This window comes from Parasphingomonas halimpatiens (genome assembly GCF_036663795.1).
Classification (GTDB): Bacteria; Pseudomonadota; Alphaproteobacteria; order Sphingomonadales; family Sphingomonadaceae; genus Sphingomonas.
This window is the reverse complement of the sequence record NZ_JAXOJP010000005.1, coordinates 24,097-42,619: the sequence shown is the minus strand read 5'-3', so window position 1 is coordinate 42,619 and position 18,523 is coordinate 24,097. Positions and strand designations below refer to the sequence as shown.

Genomic DNA, 18,523 nt, shown 5'->3' with positions numbered 1-18,523 from the left:
CATGCGTCTCTACAACGCGCTCATGATCGCCGGCCTGATCGTCTACGGGTTCGTGCCGGCGCGGTCGCAGGTCGCGACGACACCCCAGACAGTGGCAGCGCCGGTCCTCGATCATGCCATTGCGAAGGGCGATCTGCTCGCCGCCGGCGACTTCATATCGCAGGACCTGCCCGTGGCGCAGGTCCGCGGGGCCCCACGCCTCAAGGAGATTGTCGGCATGGAGGCGGCGCGGTCGCTTCCGGCAGGCACGGTCGTCCGGGCGTCGGACCTGATCCGCCCGCAGCTGGTCAGGCGCGGCGAACCCGTCATCATCGCCCTGCGCGACGGGGGGCTGTCGATCACCACCGCCGGGCGAGCGCTGGGCAGCGGCGCTGCCGGCGATTTCGTTCGCATCGTCAGCCTTTCCACCAACCGCACCCTCGATGCCGTCGTCGAGGGCACCGGGAAGGTGCGCGTCGCGGCGAATTGATGCCTTCAGGGAACATGTCATGAAGAAAATCCTGTCCCTCCTGCTCGTCGCCACCGCGCTTTCGGGATGCGGTACCGTCGGTCGGCTCAAGGCGATCGGCAAGCCGCCCAAGCTTACCGCGGCGGAGCAGACTACCACCCCGCCGGTCGAGACGTCGCTTGGCTTGCAGGGCGCCGCCAATCGGGCGGGCGGTGCCGCCGCCGTGGCGCCGGTCCCGCCAGCGGCGAGCGCGTCGCTTTTCCGGACGGGTGGCGGTGCCTTTTTCCGCGATCAGCGTGCCGGCCGTGTCGGCGACATCCTGACCGTGCGGATCAACATCGCCGACAAGGCGGCGGTAGACAATACCACCACGCGCAGTCGGACCGGCTCCGAGAAATCGGGCATTGCCGCGCTGCTCGGGCTCCAGGCGCCGCTCGCGGCCATCCTGCCCGGCGCGGTCGACCCGGCCAAGCTGGTCGACACCAACTCGACCTCGCAAGCGAATGGCGCGGGCACGACCAGTCGCAGCGAGACGATCAACATGACGATCGCGGCGACGGTGGTCGGTGTGATGCCGAACGGCAACCTGCTCATACGCGGCAAGCAGGAAGTTCGCGTCAATTTCGAGCTCCGCGAACTGGTCGTGTCGGGCATTGTCCGACCCGAGGACATCGCCCGCGACAACAGCATTCACCACACGCAGATCGCCGAGGCGCGGATCAGCTATGGCGGTCGCGGGCAGCTGACCGACGCGCAGCAGGCGCGTTGGGGACAGCAGATATACGACGCCCTCTTTCCCTTCTGACGCATCGCGCGCCGTATCTTGGTTAAGAGGGCGTCAACCATCAATAAAAGCCGCGAGCGGCTTTGATCATCCAATATTTCTTTCCACAATAAAGGGCGGGCCGGAGCGTTTTCCGAACCGTCGCGGGCCAGCGGATCTGGCCCAGGCCGCAGAAGCGGCTTTCTATCCAAGAAGGAAGAATCATGGGCTTTTCGGTAAACACCAACACTGGCGCGATGGCAGCTCTCCAGAGCCTCACCGCGACCAGCAAGTCGCTCAGCACGACCTCGGCCCGGATCACCACCGGTCTGAACGTGGCGTCGACCAAGGATGACTCGGCATCGTACACGACCGCCCAGTCCCTCCGCGGCGACCTGGGTGGCCTGAAGTCGGTCTCCTCGTCCTTGGCACGTGCCAAGAGCGTGACCGACGTGGCGGTCGCCGGCGCCGAGCAGATTTCCGACATCGTCAACCAGATGAAGGCGAAAGCCTATCAGGCGGCCGATTCGGGCATCGATCAGGCGTCGCGTGATGGTATCAACAAGGACTTCACCGCCCTTCGCGATCAGATCACGACGATCGTCAATGCCTCCAGCTTCAACGGTACCAACCTGTTGAAGGCAAGCGGCGGGTCGGTCACGGCTCTCCAGTCGCTGCAGGATGGCAATAGCGGGACGGCGGGCTGGCAGCCGGATTCGCTGTCGCTCGCCAACCAGGGTCTCAACCTTGGTGGTTCGGTCGTCACCGTCGCTTCCGGCGCGACGATCAGCACCGCGGCAACCGCCACGGCAATGATCGACACGCTGACGACGACTCAGACCAACCTCGCCACGTCGCTCAGCAACCTGGGTGCGGCCTCGCGTACGATCGACGCGCAGTCGTCCTTCACCAGCAAGCTGTCGGATGCGATCGACGCGGGCATCGGCAATCTCGTCGATGCCGATCTGGCGAAGGAGTCGGCGAAGCTTCAGGCGCTTCAGGTCAAGCAGCAGCTTGGCGTGCAGGCCCTGTCGATCGCCAACCAGGCGCCGCAGACGATCACGTCGCTGTTCCGTTAAGGACTGGCGACACCCCCGGGCGTTCCGGGGGGGTCGAAGGAAGGCCGGGATGGTTTCATCCCGGCCTTTTCCGTCTGACGGTCACGTGCGTCGCGCACCGCTCGCGCGCCCCGACCGTCGGCGCATTTGGAGGAATCCGCGGTGTTTCCCAGAATTCGTGAGATCACCGATGCCTTTGGCGCGCGCCTGCGGGTAAGCGTCGAGGCTCACCCTTCGGGGGCATTGGTGCTGTTCGATCGGCCCGATCACGAACAATATCCGCAAGCGGTCCTTGACGGCTATGGCACTGAAGTCCTGTGCGGTTACATCATTGCGGCGCGTCTGGCGTTGCCCGAGAACCTGCCCGACGAAACGGTCGATGGCTTGTTCGCGTCGCGATTCACCATGACACAGGACGACTCCGTGGCGGTCGTGATGATGCAGAAGAGCGATCGCAGAAGGTTTGCCATACCGGCACCTTTCTGGGACCGGCTTTACGCAGAACTCTGCGTCGTAATCGCGCACTCGCGCGAGTTGAGCCGGCGCTCTGCCAACCGGTTACAGTGATCGCGGCCGGGCACGGTCGCAGTGCTTAAGGGTATCTACCGAATAGCCGCTTCGCTGTCGGCTCGGGCATTGGGCCGCCATCGGAAACGACCGCAGTTCGCCACGCCGGCGCCTCTGTCGTGGTCACAGGAGGATGGTTTGGATCTCGAAACAGCTGGTCAGGATCAGGGTCGCCCGCTTGGCGTGGCGGTTCGCCCGCAGCCCGAGTTTCGCATCAGCCTTACGTTGGCGGTATCCGATGCGCAGGCGCTGTGGACCGCGGCTGCAGCGAAGATGCTGGGCTCCCCCGGCATGACGCTCGACGACGTGCTCGACGTCATCGGACCGCGTGAAGATCCCTCGATCACCGAATGCGTCGCGGCGATCGCCAATCCCGCAACGCTGCCGGGGTGCGTGCTCGACGATTTCTGGATCGATGGTCTGCGCGGCTGTCCACCGCGTACGGACGCTTCTGCCGGAGCGTTGGAACAACGGCTCGTTTCGGGGGAAACCCCGTTGCGCAGACCGCCTTCCGCGCACCGCGCGCGCGCACGGCTCAGATTGTGCGCCGTCGACCCCGCCGCCACAACGGCTCCGATCAACTAGCGCTAGCTATTGCTTTGCCTGACGGCGCACTGCGCTGCTTCAAGCTTGTTTCCAGAATCGCCGTGACGGTCGTCGTCGCTCGCCCCGTTCGCGGATGACGCGCGACCAGGCAGTGGGCGGTTCGTCCAGGCATTACCGCTGAAGATCCGGGGCGCCCGCAAGGGCGCTGTCGCCGAAAGCGCCAGGCGCTACCCGCAAAGCAAGGCGACGCGGCACATTGTGCGGGTGCCGGTCGGCAACCAACGTCTCGGCTTGAAACAGGAAGGGCGGGCTTCGGGGGACACCCGCCCTTCCTGTCATCGCGCATACAACCAGGGGTTGTGAGGAAGACACGGAACGGAGGGGGCGCCGATCCGTGTCTCTTTCTCATTATAGGCGAAATCGCCACAGGTCGGTTACTTACGGGCACTTTTAACCGCGTTTTCGACGCCGGCGGCGCGCCTTAGCCGGTGCTCGCCGCCAGGCGGACCAGCGTATCGATCGACATCGGGACACCGTTGACGCCGAGCGAGAGAACGCCGTTCTTGACGCTCACATCGTTGACGCTGCCGGTACTGTTGATCGTCGTCGGAACGAAAGCACCTGCCGCGTCGACCGCCTTCAGCGACAAGGTATAGGCCCCGCTGGCCGCCCTGGAACCGTCCGGCAGGGTCCCGTCCCAACTGTAACTGCCGCTGGTTCCGGAAAGATCGATGGCGCGCGTCAGCACAGTGGCGCCAGAGGCGTCGGTGATCGTGACCGTGCCGGACGTCACCGGGCGATCGGCGGCATAATTCCAGCTCGCGGGCTTGGCGCCCAAGCCTGCGACTGCCGAATTGAACACCGCGTCACGTCCGATGAACCCCGATGCCTGCGACATGTCCTGCGTCGACAGGCGCGCGAGGATATCCTTCAACGTGCCGTTCTGCTGAACGCTCTGCTCGACCTGTGAATATTGCACGAGCTGCTGGGTATATTGCGTGCTGTCCATCGGGCTCAACGGATCCTGGTTCTGCATCTGCGTCGTGAGCAGTTTCAGGAACATGTTGAAATCGGCGCCCGTCGCGGTCTTCGCGTTGGCGGCGACGGGCGCGAGGACTTGCTGTGTCGTGGTGGTTGCGGCGGGTATGATCGACATGATGTGGGGCTCCTATGCCAAAAGATCGTAACGGCCGCTGGTGCGGACAGGTCGGTAGGGGGTCGCGTCCAGATCGTCGCCGAAGCTTCCGGCCGGCTGGCGCGGGGATTTCGGATCGGCGGCGAGCCACGGGCTGCGCGGCTGGTTGCCGCTGCCGCTGCCGCTGCCGCTGCCGTCATTTTGGAAGCGCAGACTCTGGGCGTCGCTGCGTATGCCCGCGTCGCTCAGCGAGCGGCTGAGCTCCGCGCTGTCGCGCCGCAGCATGTCGAGTGCCACCGGGCTGTCGGCGGCAATCATCGCGCGCAAGCCGCCGCGATCATCGAACGACATACGAACTTCGATCCTGCCGAGTTCGGCGGGCTCGAGGCGGACCACGAGTTCCTCGCCGCCGGCGGAAATCCGCCGTGCGATCTCGACGCCCACGTCATGGCCGATCTGACCGGGTCGTGCGGCGACGACCGGAATGTCGTTCGGTCGGTGGAGGGCGCCGGCGATCGGACGCAGGGACGTGTCGGGCGGTGGCGCGGTCGCGACGATCGCCGGCGCGCTGGACACATCTTGTGGTGCGAAGCCGTCAGTGGCGGGCTTCAGGGCGGGCGCGACCGCTGGCGCGGCTATCGTGTCCGAGGTCGGAGAGACAACGCTGTGGGGCCGCGGCGGTGCCGATGCGACGGCACCGATGCCGGCACCCGCGCCGAGAGTCGTGCTGAAGCTGGTCTTGAGCCTTTCCGCGTCGCGCGGCACGGTCGCGGCGCTGTGGGGGGCGCCGGCTGCAATGATGGGTGGCGCGAGGATCACAGTGGCGACAGCATTGTTCGGTGCCGCAGCAAGAGCGTCGAATGGAGCCGCAACCGTTGGGCTTTGCGGTCGCCTGTCCTCGACGGCAGGCACGCCTTCCGATGCGGCGATCGTCAAAGGCCTCGCCGGCGTCGCCATCATGGCGTCGGCCGACGGTGCAGGAAGTGCTGAGGGCGCGGACCGCTCAGCCTTAACCGTGGGGCTTTGCGGTCGCCTGTCCTCGGCGGCAGTCATGGCTTCCGAGGCGGCGATCGTCAAAGGCCTCGCCGGCGTCGCCATCATGGCGTCGGCCGACGGTGCAGGAAGTGCGGGAGGCGCGGACCGCTCAGCCTTTGTCCGCCTGACGGGTACAGGGTTCGAAGCTCGCCGCGGAGCGCCATCCTTGACCGAGGCCATTGCCGATACGGCGGAGCGCTGCGGTGCGTTTGGCATCGGAGCGGGCAGCGGCAAGGTCGGGGTCGATGCGACGGCCAGTGTTGGCGTGGCAGTGTCGGTCGGCGAGCGCGCGAGGTCTGCGTCGCCTCCTTTGTCCGCAAGCGCGGGCATTGGCGTCGCGGCCTCGGCCGGCGCCCGATCGGCGGCGGGCATGGTTGGCGCGCCCGCAGATGCCGAAACGAGCTGGACGGCCAGGACGCTCGGCAGCGCGACAGGGACGGCAGGCATGTCGTCCCGCGCCGGCGGCGCAACCGGGGCAGATGGCTTCAGTGCCGCTGTTCGCCGCGAAGGCGCGATCGGATCGGTGGACGCCGCGCTGGGGACGCTTGCTATTGGCGAAAGCGCTCGAGCGTCAGCCGTGGAGGCGGACAGGACTGCGCCATCCGTCGCGACGCCATTGGCGGCGATGGGCAGTGGCTCCGTGATCGAAAGACGGGCCGATTCGGTCGAGGCGATGTGCGGCGAGGCACCGCCTGGGCGGTCAGGTGATCGTGTTGCGGCGGCTGAGGTATCGCTCGGGTCCGGACTCGCGGCGGCGATCGGCCTTGGCGCTTCCGCCGGCGGCGACGCCTCCCCAACGGCGTTGGACACGGAATCCTCCGACGCGTTGCGGCCGGGCGGGGGGAGGGGCGACGGCGCCAGCGCAGTCGGGACATCAGCCAGGGGAGGCTCGCTCACCGCATCGGAGGCGGTGAGCGGGGGCGGCGCGGGCGACCGATTGCTTGCAGCATCGACCGTCGAGGCCGGAATCAATGGGCTGGATGTTGCGGGGGCGCGTCCCTCAACTGGTACCGCAGCCTCGTCCTGGGCAGGTTCGCGCTCGATCGTCCTTGGCGACGCGGCGAGCGAAGGGTCCGGCTTGGTCGGCACAGTCCCTGCTTCCGAAATGGGCCGTACATCCCGGGCGCCGAACGCGATGGCTGCAGGCGATTGCAGTGCGATTGCGGCTGCCGCCTCCCCATTCGCGTGCGCGCTTTTCGCATTTGATGCGACAAGTGACCGTTGTGGGTTCGATGGAACTGCAATGACGTCCGACACCAGCTGCGGGTCCGACGTACCCGATTCGGCGACCAAGGGCGCTGGGCTGGCTATTGTAGCGAGACCGTCCATCGATGAGCGCACGACGGTCGCCTGTGGTGCGATGTCCGAAGGCTGTTGCCTCTTCGACGCCGTCGCGACATCCGGCGTCTGCTGCCGGTTCGAGAGGCCCGAGGCGACCATCTGCCGGGGAAGCGATACCGCGGTTGCCACGACGGTAGTTGTCGCATCCGGTGCCGACGGGCCGGGCACAGGTGACGTGACGATGATGGCCTTGGCAAGGTCGGCGCCGGGGTCGATCGCCGTCGCATCCGCCGCTGGTCGTACCGGCGCGCGCATCGCAATCGCAGTGGCGATGGCAGGACCGGCGGGCGCAGCGTCGTATACGGGTGCCGCGCGCAACGAATCCGTTACGGCGACCACGCCCTTCGCGGCGGGGCGGATGGATGTCGCGCTCGACATCGCGACCGGAAGCGACGGCATTGCCGCCTCGTGCATGTCCGCGCCCATCGGGTTGATGACCGCGACGTCCAACGTCGCATCCGGTGGCAGGGGGCGATTCACAATGTCGGCTGGGGCAGGGGCCCGCATGTCGGCTGTCGCTTCTGACGTAGTCATTTGCGGCGACGCACCCGTGGCCGCGGCGATGGTGACGGCTCCAACGGTCGAGCCGACAGCTGCCGCGTCCAATCCTCGGACCGGGGAATAGTAGCCGGCCGCCGTCGCGGAGCGGACATTCAGGCGATCGGTCGCGCCCGCCATCGACACAATCGCGGGCTGGAAGGTCGCTACCGAAGCAAGCATATTCGGGGAAGGGCCAAACGCGATCCCGGCCCCCTTTGCGAAAAGGCGCGAGGCGTTCGCTTGTGACGGGGCGGCCGATAGGCCGCGCGCCGCCGTGTCGGTGGTCGTCGCGATCACCGCGGGCCCACCGGCCGACAGTGCGACATCCATCGCGACCGTGAAGTCGGCCGCCACATTTGCGGCGGCGTTGACCGAGCCGGCAGGTGGCTGCGGCGCGATGGTCATTCCCGTGACGGCGAAGTTCATGCGCAGCCTTTCCGCCCGGCATGCGGACTCACCCGTCTATTATAGACGGGCGCGGTCCGTCGGCGTTTCATCCGATCGTTCCCAGCGCGCGAATGCGCGCGCGGGCGTGGATTTCGTTTTGCGACAGGACCACCGTCGCTGGCCGCACACGCTCGATGATCGATCGGACGAACGGGCGGATCGCGGGGTTGGTCAACATGCAGGGGATCTCGCCATTCGCCGCGAGCCGGTCATAGCTTTCGCGGACCGCGGCGATGAACGCCTGGAGGCTCGATGGCGCCATCGCCAGATGCCGATCATCGCCCTGGCCGACGATACTCTCGGCGAATTCGGCGTCCCAGCGCGCCGACAGCGTGAGAATCGGGATCGCGCCCTGGCTGGTCTGCTGCGCGGATATCTGACGCGCCAACCGGCCGCGAACATGCTCGGTCATCTGGACGAGATTGCTGCTGAGCGGCGCGGCCTCGGCAATGCCTTCCATGATCGTCGGGATGTCGCGGATCGAGATTCCCTCCGACAGCAGGTTCTGAAGGATCCGCTGCACGCCCGAGATCGAAATCTTCGCGGGTACGATCTCGGCCACCAGCTTCTCCGAATCCTTGTGGATTTCGGTGATCAGCTTGTGCGTCTCGGTGAACGACAGCAGATCGGCGATATTGTCCTTCACCAGTTCGGTCAGATGCGTGGTGATGATCGTGCCGCAATCGACGACCGTCAGCCCGCGGACGCCGGCCTCGTCGCGCAGTGCGCGATCGATCCATAACGCAGGCAGGTTGAAGACCGGCTCGCGCGTCTCTTCGCCGGCGATCCCCAGATTGCCGCCACCGGCATTGATGACGAGCAGTTTGTCGAGCCGGATCTCGCCGCGTGCCGCCTCGGTCTCCTTGATATAGACGATATATTCGTTGGCCTTGAGCGCCATATTGTCGATGATGCGAACCGCGGGCAGGACGAAACCGAAATCGAGCGCCATCTGCCGCCGCAGCGCGCGCACCTGATCATCAAGTCGCGGCTCGGCGTTCGAATCGTTGATCAGCGGCAGCAGCGCATAGCCGATTTCGAGCCGGACCGCGTCGATCGCGAGCGTGCGCGACACGGGCTCGTCGACATGCTGAGCCGCGCGCTCGGCGTTGGCCTCGGCCATCCGCTCGGCCAATGCGTCGCTATCGGCGCGCTTGCTCATCTTCCAGGCGATCCAGCCGGACAGCGCGGAGAAGGCGGCAAAGGGCACGAACGGAAGACCGGGCATGATCGCCAGCCCGCCCATCAGCAGTGCGACCATCCCGAACGCCTTGGGATAGCGGCCCAACTGAATGCCGAGCGCGAGCCCCGTCTTGCCGGAGATACCGCCCTTGGACACCAGCAGGCCGGCAGCGGTCGACACGATCAGCGCCGGAATCTGGCTGACCAGGCCGTCGCCGACGGTCAATATGGTGTAGGTGTGAAAGGCCTCGCCAATGGGAACGCCGTGGATCGCCACACCGATGATCAGGCCGACGACGATATTGATCGCGGTGATGAGCAAACCCGCGACGGCATCGCCCTTCACGAACTTCGACGCGCCGTCCATCGCGCCGTAGAAGCCGCTTTCCGCTTCGATCTCCGTGCGGCGTTCGCGGGCCTGGATCTCGGTGATCATTCCGGCGGAAAGATCCGCGTCGATCGCCATCTGCTTGCCGGGCATCGCATCGAGGCTGAACCGCGCGGCGACTTCCGCGATCCGTCCGGCGCCCTTGGTGATCACGACGAAGTTGATCACCACGAGGATCGCGAAGATCGTCAATCCGATGACCGGCTCGCCGCCCATCAGGAACTCGCCGAACGCGCCGATGACGCCGCCGGCGGCATGGCTGCCTTCATGACCGTGCGACAGAATAAGGCGAGTCGATGCCAGGTTGAGGCCAAGGCGCAGCATCGTCGCAATCAGCAGAATCGTCGGGAACGCCGAGAGCTCGAGCGGCTTCTCGATGAACAGCGACGTCATCAGGATCATCACGGACACCGTGATCGACAGTGCCAGCCCCATATCGAGCATCCAGGCCGGTAGCGGCAGGATCAGCATCGCGATGATGGCGATGACGCTCCCGGCCAGCGCGAGATCGCGGCCCAGTCCGAGACGTTTGATCAGGTCGGCGAGCGTGAGCGTCACGGCGCGCGACCGGTCAGGGTGCAGGGCGCAACAGCGATGCCGGCCTCCATGAAGGTCTTCAATTTGTTGCGCATCGTCCGCACCGAAATGCCGAGAATGGTCGAGGCCGTCGTGCGATTGCCCCGGCAATGGCTGAGCGTCCGCAGGATCAGATCACGTTCGACATCCTCCACGGTGCGCGCGACGAAGGGGGCGGCCGGACTCTCGGCCGCCGGGACCCGGTGCGCGCCCAGGCCATATCCGTCTGCCGCGACGATAGCGCTGGCGGCGATCCTGTCTTCGCGGTTGAGCAGCACGGCGCGGTGGACGGTATCCTCCAGCTCACGCACATTGCCGGGCCAGCGATGTTGCTCCAGCAGCGCGGCGGCTTCGTCGCTGAAATCCCGGACCGGGAGATCGTTCGCGACGGCGAAGCGCTCGCCGAAATAGCGCGCCAGCGGGATGATGTCGCGCGTGCGCGCGCGCAGCGGGGGTACGACGATCCGCAACAAGCCGAGACGCGCCAGCAGGTTGGCATTGAACCCGCCGCTGGTGACGAGAAGATCGAGATTGGCGGCGCTACTTGCGATGATGCGCGCGCCCGCTGCCCCAACGTCGCTGGCTCCATGGGCGGCCGCGTGTCCCTGCATCATCGCGAGCAACCTTGCCTGAATCGGTGCCGACAGCGCGTCGACATCTCGCAGAAAGACCGTTCCGTCCGCCGCTTCCTCGATCCGTCCCCGCCGTCGCGCAACGGCACCGGCAAAGGCGCCGGCTTCGTGCCCAAACAGTTCGGATTCCAGAATCTCGTCGCTGCCGCCGGCGCAATCGACCACGAGGAATCGTCCCCGCCGGCCTGACGCGCCGTGGACGGTGCGCGCCAGGATTTCCTTGCCGCTTCCGGCTTCGCCGAGAAGGAGGATAGGGGCGGTTGAATGGGCCATGGCAAGCCCGAGCGACGTGGCACGCGCCAGGGCCGGATCGGCGCCGACCATCCGCGTGCCATGCTGCGCGACCGACATGATCGCGGCGGCGATGAGATCCGCCTGGGGCGGCAGCGGGACGTAGTCGCGCGCGCCGGCGCGGATGGCGGCGACAGCGCGATCGGCCGAGGCATCGATGCCGCAGGCGAGGATGGGGACGGCAATCCGTTCGGAACGCAGCTGGCGGATAAAGCCGGCAATGTCCTGCTCGATATCGATCATGACGATGTCGCAGCCCATGTCGCGCAGCATCTGCAGCGCGTCGCTCGCGCAGTCCGCCAGGGCGACATCCGCGCCAGATTCGCGCGCCATTGCGGCGGCGAGATGGAATTCGCTGTTCGGTGCGCCGACGAGAAGAAGATGGACGGGACCTGTCGCATGCATTGGTTCAGCGCTCCTGGCGGACGATTTCGGTCAGCGTCACACCGAGCGAGTTCTCGATCAGCACGACTTCGCCGCGGGCGATCAGGCGGTTGTTGACGAAGATGTCGACCGGCTCGCCGACACGCCGGTCTAGCTCGATCACGGCGTTGGCCTTGAGCTGCATCAACGCGCCGATCGCGATCCGCGACCGGCCGAGCACCGCCTGGACCGTGACGGGCACGTCATGGACCGCCTCGAGACTGGAATAGGCATCGACTGCTGGCGCCGCATTATCGTCCGCCGCGCCGAAATCCTCCAGCGCGGGAAAATCGTTCGCCGGATTGCCGGCCGCCGGCACCACGTCGTGTGGGTCGATGTTCATGGTCGCGGGACTCTCCATTAGGTGTTCATCCATTGGCGGATGACCGACGCGGATTCGGCTGGGCTTCCGGAAATCGCGTCGCCAATCTTCTTGAGCGACGACATTTTGATCCGGCCATCGACCTGGGCCAGCGCGATTTCCTGATCGAGCAGGGCGGTATCCGCCCCCGATTCACGCATCGCCTCGATCTGCAACAATGCGGCAGGGTCGCCGCTTGCTGCCAGTTCGGCGAGCGCCTGAGTTTCCGCCGACTGTGCGGTAAGCAGCCGCGCTTCCTCGGCCAGCTGGGGACCGCCGCCCTTGGGCCGCAGCATGCGCAGCGCGATCAGGCCCACTGCCGCGATCACCAGCAATTTGATGAGGCCGTACATCTGGTCGAGCGATACCCAGGCGAACCAGCCCGATTTGCTATCGGGCAGTGCATCGGCAGCGGCAAAGGCCATGCTTTCGACCACCACGCTGTCGCCGCGCGAGGCGTCGAAGCCGACCGCATTCTGGACCAGTCGTGTCAGGCGCGCGATCTCCGGAGCGGGCAATCCCTTGCGACCGCCATCGACCATCACCGCGACGGTCAGCCGGTTCAACTTGCCCGGGGAGCGGACGGTCACCGTGTGCGTCTGGCTGTTCTCATAGGTGGTATCTTCGGACGTTTCGTTGCGCGCAGATTTGCGAGTGTCGCCGCCGGGCGCGCCCGCGGCGCCGGCCCCCTGATTTTCCGGAAGTTGCGCGGCCACCGATGCGCCAGGTGCTGCCGCGGCGTTCTCGTTGCTCTGGTCGCCGCTCTCGACGGTAACCTGATGGCCGATCACCTGCTTGTCGGGATCGAAGACGTTGGTTTCCTCGCGTGTCTGATCGCGTCCGACCTGGGCGGAAACCTCGGCGCGTACCTTGCCAACGCCGATGATCGGCTCGAGCATCGCCTCGATCTGCGACCGCAGCCGGCCCTCGATTCCGGCTTCGCGATCGTCGGCCTGGGCTGCGCTGGCCTGGTCGGCTTCGCCGGCGCGGGCAAGCAGGGCGCCGGTCTGGTCGACGATCGAAACCTGTTCCGGCGACAGTTCGGGCACCGAGGATGCCACCAGATAGCGGATCGCTTGTACCGCGCCGGCCGGCAATCGGCCGTTGGTCTTTACCGTGACGCCGGCCGTCGCCTTGCGCGATTCGGCCGCGAACATCGCGCGGTCGGGCATCACGATGTGGACGCGGGCGCGGGTCACATTGTCCAGGCTCTGGATCGACTTTTCGAGCTCGCCTTCGATCGCGCGCGTTTCGTTCATCCGCGCGCGCGAGGAAGAGACGCCGAACGGTTCCTCGGCATCGAGAACCTCATAGCCGACCTTCCCGCTGAGCTTGTCCGCCGCCATCGCCATGCGCAGCTGGGCGAGCTTTTCCTGTGGCGCCATGATCGACGTGCCGTCGGCCGAAAGCTGAAAGGGAATATTCTGTGCCGTCAGCTTCGTCGTGATCGCCTGCGCGACCGAGGGATCGAGATCGGTATAGAGGAAGCCCATTTCGCTGGACGTGCCGCGCAGTGCGACGGCGGCAAGCACGCCGAGTAGCGCGAGCGCCACGCCGCCCATGATCATCAGCCGGCGCGCGCCCAACTGCGCGATGAATTTTCGCAATCCGTCCAAGATCGGCCTCACTGCTGCAAGCGGGGCCAAAACCCCTCGCTTTCATTATAGGAGGGCACGGCGGAAAATTTTGCCGGGTGGGTAAAAGTTGCCGATCAACCTGCCGGACTGGTGGCGGCGGTCGGAGAAAGATCGAGTTCGGCGAGGATCGCTTCGCGCCGGGCATTTGCATCGAGTGCGAGGCCGCCCTGCGTCCAGGCGATCAGCGCGTCGCCGATGGCGAGGTTCGGATCGGCGACGAGCGACAGCGAGAGGCGCCGCCGCTCGCGACTCTGTCGGCCCACGATCAACGCTTCCATCGGCTCGATCAGCGCGGGATTGACGTGGATTTGCAGCTCCTGCCCGCGGGCGACCTGGGTGAGGACGCGCCCGATCGCCTCGTCGATCGCCAGCGTCGGGTCAGTCGCAAGCGCACGCGCGGCAAGCCCGTCGGCCGCGGCCATCGCCACCTCGGCAGCGGCTTTGGAGAGGCGCTGTTCGATCAGCTCATACTCGCCCTCGACCGCTTCGATCGACGCGTGAAGGGCGTCAGTGGCGGCCAGCATCGCCGATGCCGTTTCGCCGCGCGCCTGGGCGAGACCCGCCTCGAACCCATCGGCCCGTGCAACGGCGATGCCCGTCTCGAAGCGCAGCTGCAGGAGTTCGATCTCGGCCGTCAGTGCAGCCACCTCGGGCGAATCCTGATCGGCCCCTGCGCGCGTTGTCTTGGGCAGCGCGAAGATCCGGTCGAAGGCGAAGGGCGTAATGTGGAAGGAAGCGTCCATCGATCATCCTGCGTTTCGTGGTGCCTGTTTCAAAGGATCATCGCATCGTCGTTCTTCGGGTCGACGAGCATGATCTCGCCGCGGTCGGCGAGCGACTTGGCGAGGCGAACGAGCGCGCTCTGTGCTTCTTCGCACTCTCTTGCGCGAACCGGGCCCATCCCCGCCATGTCTTCCTTGAGCAGTTTGGCGGCGCGTTCGGTCATGCCGCCGAAGAACAATTGCCGCATCTCGGGCGGTGCTCCCTTGAGCGCCAGCGCCATCTCGCGCTTGTCGGCGTTGCGCACGATCGTCGCGATCGCCGGTGCCATGAGATTGCCGAGATCCTCGAAGGTGAACATCAGCGCACGGATTCGCTCGGCGGCCTCGGGCGCGCGCTCGTCGAGCGCGGTCAACATCGCCTCTTCGGTGGCGCGGTCGAGTGCGTTGAAAACCTCCGCCATCGTTTCGTGCGGATCGCGCCGCTGCGAGCGCGAGAGATTGCTCATGAACTCGTTCTTGAGCGTGTGCTCGACCTCGATCAGCACTTCTTTCTGCACCGTATCCATACGCAGCATGCGCATGATCACATCAACCGACAATTCGCGCGGCAGCTCGGCCAGGACGCGCGCGCCGTGATCCGATTTGAGCTTGCTGAGGATCACCGCGACGGTCTGGGGATATTCGTTCTTGAGATAGGTCGCGAGCACGGTCTCGCTGACGTTGGACAGCTTGTCCCACATCGTGCGACCGGACGGCCCGCGGATATCCTCCATGATCTCCTTGACGCGGTCCTCCGGCAGGATGCCGTCGAGCAGCCGTTCGGTCGTCTCGAACGATCCGTGGAGCGATGCCATGCTGGACACCTCGCCCGAAAACTGGATCAGCAGGTGCTCGACCACGCCGGATGGCACGCGTCCGAGCTGGGAGATGCACGCGGACAGCTCGCGGACCTCATCCGTCGACAGCAATTCCCAGATCGGTGCGCCATGTTCCTTGCCGAGCGCGAGCATCATCGCCGCTGCGCGCTCCATCCCCGAAAATTTTTTCAGCTCGGGCGGCTGGGGGGTCAACGCCATCATGTTCATCGGCATCCAGACATATATTGAAGGTTAACACGCAGCCCTGTCCGGGATGCTTCTATTATAGGAGGGAAGCGAGACAGCGGAGCCGGGGCGGCGATGACGTGACGATAAATCCTTCCAGCGGCCTGGCCGCCCTTTCGATGCTTTCCGGCACCAACAGCTTTACCGATTTCGGCGCCGCGCCGACCGCGGAGTCGCGGGCGGTGCGCGTGGCAAAGGCGCAGTTCACGCTCGCCGCGACGACCCCGCCCTGGAAGGAGCCGGCAAACTCGACCCCTGAATCCGTCCAGATTTCGGCGATCAAGCGCCTCGCGTCGATTATCGATACCACGGTCTCGAGCCCCAATGCGGGGTCAAGCGATGTCCAGACGGCCTTCACGACCTACAAAGCGCTTTCGAAGCTGAGCCTGTTGGCCACCGCGGCCGCGCGAACGACGACCAGCGCTGCGGAACGCACATCGCTGCAGGCGACCTTCAGTAAAGGGCTGAGCGACCTGCAAACATTCCTTGGCCAGGCGCCATCGGACAAGGTCGAACTTTCCTTCGCGCTGCCGACGCGGCGCGCCGAAACCGTTGGCGTGGTACGATCCGATCCGACGAAGGTCGCCGGCGGCGGCGTTCTCGCCGCGCGCGACGCGCCATTGGCCGGCCTGACAGGTACCGAAATCTTCCGCATCGCGCTCGACAAGCCGGGCAGCAGCGACACCGTCACGGTCGACCTGTCGCAATCGGTGCAGCCGCCGACGCTCGATTCGATCGCCAGCGCGATCAACGCGGCGATCACGGCGATCCCGTTGCGAAACCCCGACGGCTCGGTCGTGCTCGATGCCGACGGTAACCCCAAACCGCGCTGGCTTGCGAATTTCCAGCCGGACAAGAGCTCGGGCAAATGGGGTCTCTCGCTGAAGGCGCCCAACGGCGCCGAGCGGGTTTCGATCGATCAGGTCGCGGCACCGGACGCGATCGTCGTCGCATCCGGCCAGACGGCGCTTGATGCGCCGACGGTGACACAGATCATGCGCTTCGACGATGTCGCCGGGACAATGACGCGCAAGCCGGAAGCAACGCTTGCAGCGCTCGACAGTGCGGCAACCGCGCGCGCCAAATTAACCGCGGTCGCACCGGCCAGGGGTGTCACGGCGACGCCCGCCACGATACAGGCGACGACCGCGACCCAGGCGATCACGACCGACGCGGCGGGCTTCAGCTATGTCGTCGGCACGACGAGCGGCGACCTGCAATCGAACCGGTCTAGTGGCTCGTCCGACCTGTTCCTGACCAAGATGGACAGCGAGGGCGCGGTCGTGTGGCAACGCAGCCTCGGCGCTTCGGCTGCCACCCAGGGCGCCGCCGTCAGCGTTTCGGCAAGCGGCGAGGTTACCGTGGCGGGCACCGTCAGCGGCACATTCGATGGGGCCAGCTCGGACGGCGACATGCTCGTCGCCCAATATAGCGCGCAAGGCGACGAAAAATTCACCACCGTGGTTCATGCGCTTGGCGCGGATACCGCCAGCGCTGTCGCCGTCGGCGCGGACGGCGCGATCTTCGTGGGGGGCAAGTCCGCCACAGCAGGCGGCGACGCCTTTCTGGCGCGGCTCGACACGACGGGCAAGCTGGTCGAACGCCGGACAATCGATGCCGGCGGCAGCGAGGCGATCAAGGCGCTCGCCATCGGCAAGGACGGCAATCTGCTCGCGCTCACCAACGAGAATGGCGACGCCAGGCTGCGCAGCATCAGTGCCACAGCGCTGGCCACCGACCTCGGCAGCCTGTCGCTCGGTCATGCCGACGCACGCGCGATTGCCGTCGCTGCCGATGGCACGATCGCGGTCGGCGGCGCGACCAGTGCCACGCTCGCGGGAACCCAGGTCAATGCCATGGCGACGGGACGCGATGGCTTCGTCACGCGCGTCGACAGTGCGCTTTCCAGTGCCAGCACGTCCTACATCGCGACGGCCGGCGATGACCAGGTCGACAGCATCGCCTTCATGAACGGTGCGCTCTATGCCGGTGGGCGGACGACGGGCGATCTGAGCGGCACGCGACGCGGTGCCGTCGACGGATTCGTCAGCCGCATCGACACCAGCTCGGGCGCCGTGCAGAGCATCAGCCAGTTCGGCCAGGCCGCGCTGCGCGCGGAACCGGTTCGCATCGCCGCGGCCAGCGGCGGCGACAGCGTGCTCGGCGCGCTCGGGCTGCATCGCGGCACGCTCAATCCCGAAAGCTCGATCAAGCTCGTGGCGCAGACCAGCTTGCGCGCCGGGGACGAATTCTCGCTGCGTATCCAGGGCGGTGCCGCCAAGAAAGTCGTCATTCAGGCCGACGATACGCTGACGACGCTGGCCGATCGAATCCGTGCGCTGACCGGGTCCAAGGCGACCGTCACGGCGATATTCGTTTCGGGCACGATGACGCTGAAGATCGACGCCAAGACCGGCTCTTCGATCGCGCTGGTTGCCGGCGCGAAGGACAAGGATGCGCTGGCGAAACTGGGCCTCGATCCCGCGCGCCTTTCGGTTCCCGTCATCCCGGCGAGCAACGCGCCCAGGGTCCATCCCGGCGGCAACTTCGGGCTCGCGCTGACCGAAGCGCTGAATGTCTCGACGAGCAAGGATGCCGCCGCGTCGTTGAAGGTGATCAAGAGCGCGATCTCCACGACACAAACCGCCTACCGATCGCTCTATTGGGATGCCGGCAAGGCCGCGCTCACCAACGGCGCGACGGCGACGGCGATGACTCCGGCCCAGAGCGCACAGCTTGCCAGCTACAAGGCGGCGCTCGCCCGGCTCACACCGGTCGCCGATACGTCGACCAGCACCACATTTACGGGGTTTTGAAGATGCCGGTTTCCACGCCTCCGCTGCTGGCCGGCATCGGCCTGGCAATGAAGCATTTGTCGGAGCGCCAGCGGGTGCTCGCCCAGAACATCGCCAACAGCGAGACGCCGGGCTTCAAGGCGCGCGACGTCACCGCGCCGAACTTCGCCAGCCTGCTGTCGGCACAGGATGGCGGCAAGCCGTCGGTGGCACGCCCGCGGATCACCATCACCAGCGGCATGTCGGCATTGGGCGCGCGTCAGCCGATGGCCGGCAACATCGTCGTCGACACCGACACCGCAGAGACCAAGCCCGACGGCAACAATGTCGCGCTCGAAGACCAGTTGCTCAAGATGGGCCAGGTCCAGGCCGACTTCGCGACATTGACCGGCCTCTATCGCAAACAGCTCGCGCTGCTCAAAACCGCGATCGGCCACGGTCAATAAGGTTCGCGACAAAGGCGGAAGCCGGCCGGCGCGATTGCGTCATGGGCCCGCGGCGGGCGCTTCGCATAGGCCTTGGCCTATCCCTTG

General features: G+C 66.2%; 15 protein-coding genes. 7 read left to right on the top strand and 8 right to left on the bottom strand.

All coding sequences use genetic code 11. The features are described from left to right. Window position 1 precedes the first annotated feature (1 nt). From flgA to U1839_RS06860, 5 genes are all read left to right on the top strand, one after another. Window positions 2–469, top strand: a complete 468-nt coding sequence (gene flgA, locus U1839_RS06880; protein ID WP_332802928.1) for a flagellar basal body P-ring formation chaperone FlgA — start codon at window positions 2–4, stop codon at window positions 467–469. A gap of 19 nt (window positions 470–488) precedes the next feature. After that, window positions 489–1,253 (top strand): flagellar basal body L-ring protein FlgH, encoded by a 765-nt coding sequence (flgH, locus tag U1839_RS06875; RefSeq protein WP_332802927.1) that lies wholly within the window; start codon window positions 489–491, stop codon window positions 1,251–1,253. Window positions 1,254–1,435: 182 nt separating this feature from the next. Continuing rightward, entirely contained in the window at window positions 1,436–2,290 is an 855-nt protein-coding gene (locus U1839_RS06870) for a flagellin (protein ID WP_332802926.1), read from the top strand. A gap of 141 nt (window positions 2,291–2,431) precedes the next feature. Beyond that, entirely contained in the window at window positions 2,432–2,836 is a 405-nt protein-coding gene (locus U1839_RS06865) for a hypothetical protein (RefSeq protein ID WP_332802925.1), read from the top strand. Between the two features lie 183 nt (window positions 2,837–3,019). Beyond that, window positions 3,020–3,421 (top strand): hypothetical protein, encoded by a 402-nt coding sequence (locus U1839_RS06860; protein WP_332802924.1) that lies wholly within the window; start codon window positions 3,020–3,022, stop codon window positions 3,419–3,421. A 442-nt stretch (window positions 3,422–3,863) separates the two neighbouring features. Here U1839_RS06860 and U1839_RS06855 read toward each other — a convergent pair whose 3' ends face one another. From U1839_RS06855 to fliG, 8 genes are all read right to left on the bottom strand, one after another. Next, window positions 3,864–4,538, bottom strand: coding sequence for a flagellar hook assembly protein FlgD (locus U1839_RS06855; protein ID WP_332802923.1), 675 nt, complete (start codon window positions 4,536–4,538; stop codon window positions 3,864–3,866). Window positions 4,539–4,550: 12 nt separating this feature from the next. Then, window positions 4,551–7,859 (bottom strand): flagellar hook-length control protein FliK, encoded by a 3,309-nt coding sequence (locus U1839_RS06850; protein ID WP_332802922.1) that lies wholly within the window; start codon window positions 7,857–7,859, stop codon window positions 4,551–4,553. A 67-nt stretch (window positions 7,860–7,926) separates the two neighbouring features. Continuing rightward, complete coding sequence (flhA, locus tag U1839_RS06845) at window positions 7,927–10,008, bottom strand: flagellar biosynthesis protein FlhA (protein WP_332802921.1); 2,082 nt, start codon at window positions 10,006–10,008, stop codon at window positions 7,927–7,929. Continuing rightward, complete coding sequence (locus U1839_RS06840; RefSeq protein ID WP_332802920.1) at window positions 10,005–11,354, bottom strand: sigma-54-dependent transcriptional regulator; 1,350 nt, start codon at window positions 11,352–11,354, stop codon at window positions 10,005–10,007. The genes flhA and U1839_RS06840 overlap by 4 nt, the downstream gene beginning before the upstream one ends. Window positions 11,355–11,358: 4 nt before the next feature. Continuing rightward, a complete protein-coding gene (fliN, locus tag U1839_RS06835) occupies window positions 11,359–11,715 on the bottom strand; it encodes a flagellar motor switch protein FliN (protein ID WP_332802919.1) in 357 nt (118 codons plus the stop codon). A 17-nt stretch (window positions 11,716–11,732) separates the two neighbouring features. Continuing rightward, window positions 11,733–13,301, bottom strand: coding sequence for a flagellar basal-body MS-ring/collar protein FliF (gene fliF, locus U1839_RS06830; protein WP_332803138.1), 1,569 nt, complete (start codon window positions 13,299–13,301; stop codon window positions 11,733–11,735). A gap of 143 nt (window positions 13,302–13,444) precedes the next feature. After that, the gene (locus tag U1839_RS06825; RefSeq protein WP_332802918.1) at window positions 13,445–14,113 is read right to left on the bottom strand and encodes a FliH/SctL family protein; all 669 of its coding nucleotides are present in this window, start codon (window positions 14,111–14,113) and stop codon (window positions 13,445–13,447) included. A gap of 29 nt (window positions 14,114–14,142) precedes the next feature. Then, on the bottom strand, window positions 14,143–15,177 hold the full coding sequence (gene fliG, locus U1839_RS06820) for a flagellar motor switch protein FliG (protein WP_332802917.1): 1,035 nt from the start codon (window positions 15,175–15,177) through the stop codon (window positions 14,143–14,145). A gap of 137 nt (window positions 15,178–15,314) precedes the next feature. On the opposite strand from fliG, the gene U1839_RS06815 reads away from it, so the two are divergent. Then, the gene (locus U1839_RS06815; protein WP_332802916.1) at window positions 15,315–18,011 is read left to right on the top strand and encodes a hypothetical protein; all 2,697 of its coding nucleotides are present in this window, start codon (window positions 15,315–15,317) and stop codon (window positions 18,009–18,011) included. Between the two features lie 2 nt (window positions 18,012–18,013). Beyond that, window positions 18,014–18,436 carry a flagellar basal body protein gene (locus U1839_RS06810; protein ID WP_332802915.1) on the top strand — a complete coding sequence of 141 codons (423 nt, stop codon included), beginning with the start codon at window positions 18,014–18,016 and terminating at the stop codon, window positions 18,434–18,436. Window positions 18,437–18,523: the final 87 nt, after the last annotated feature.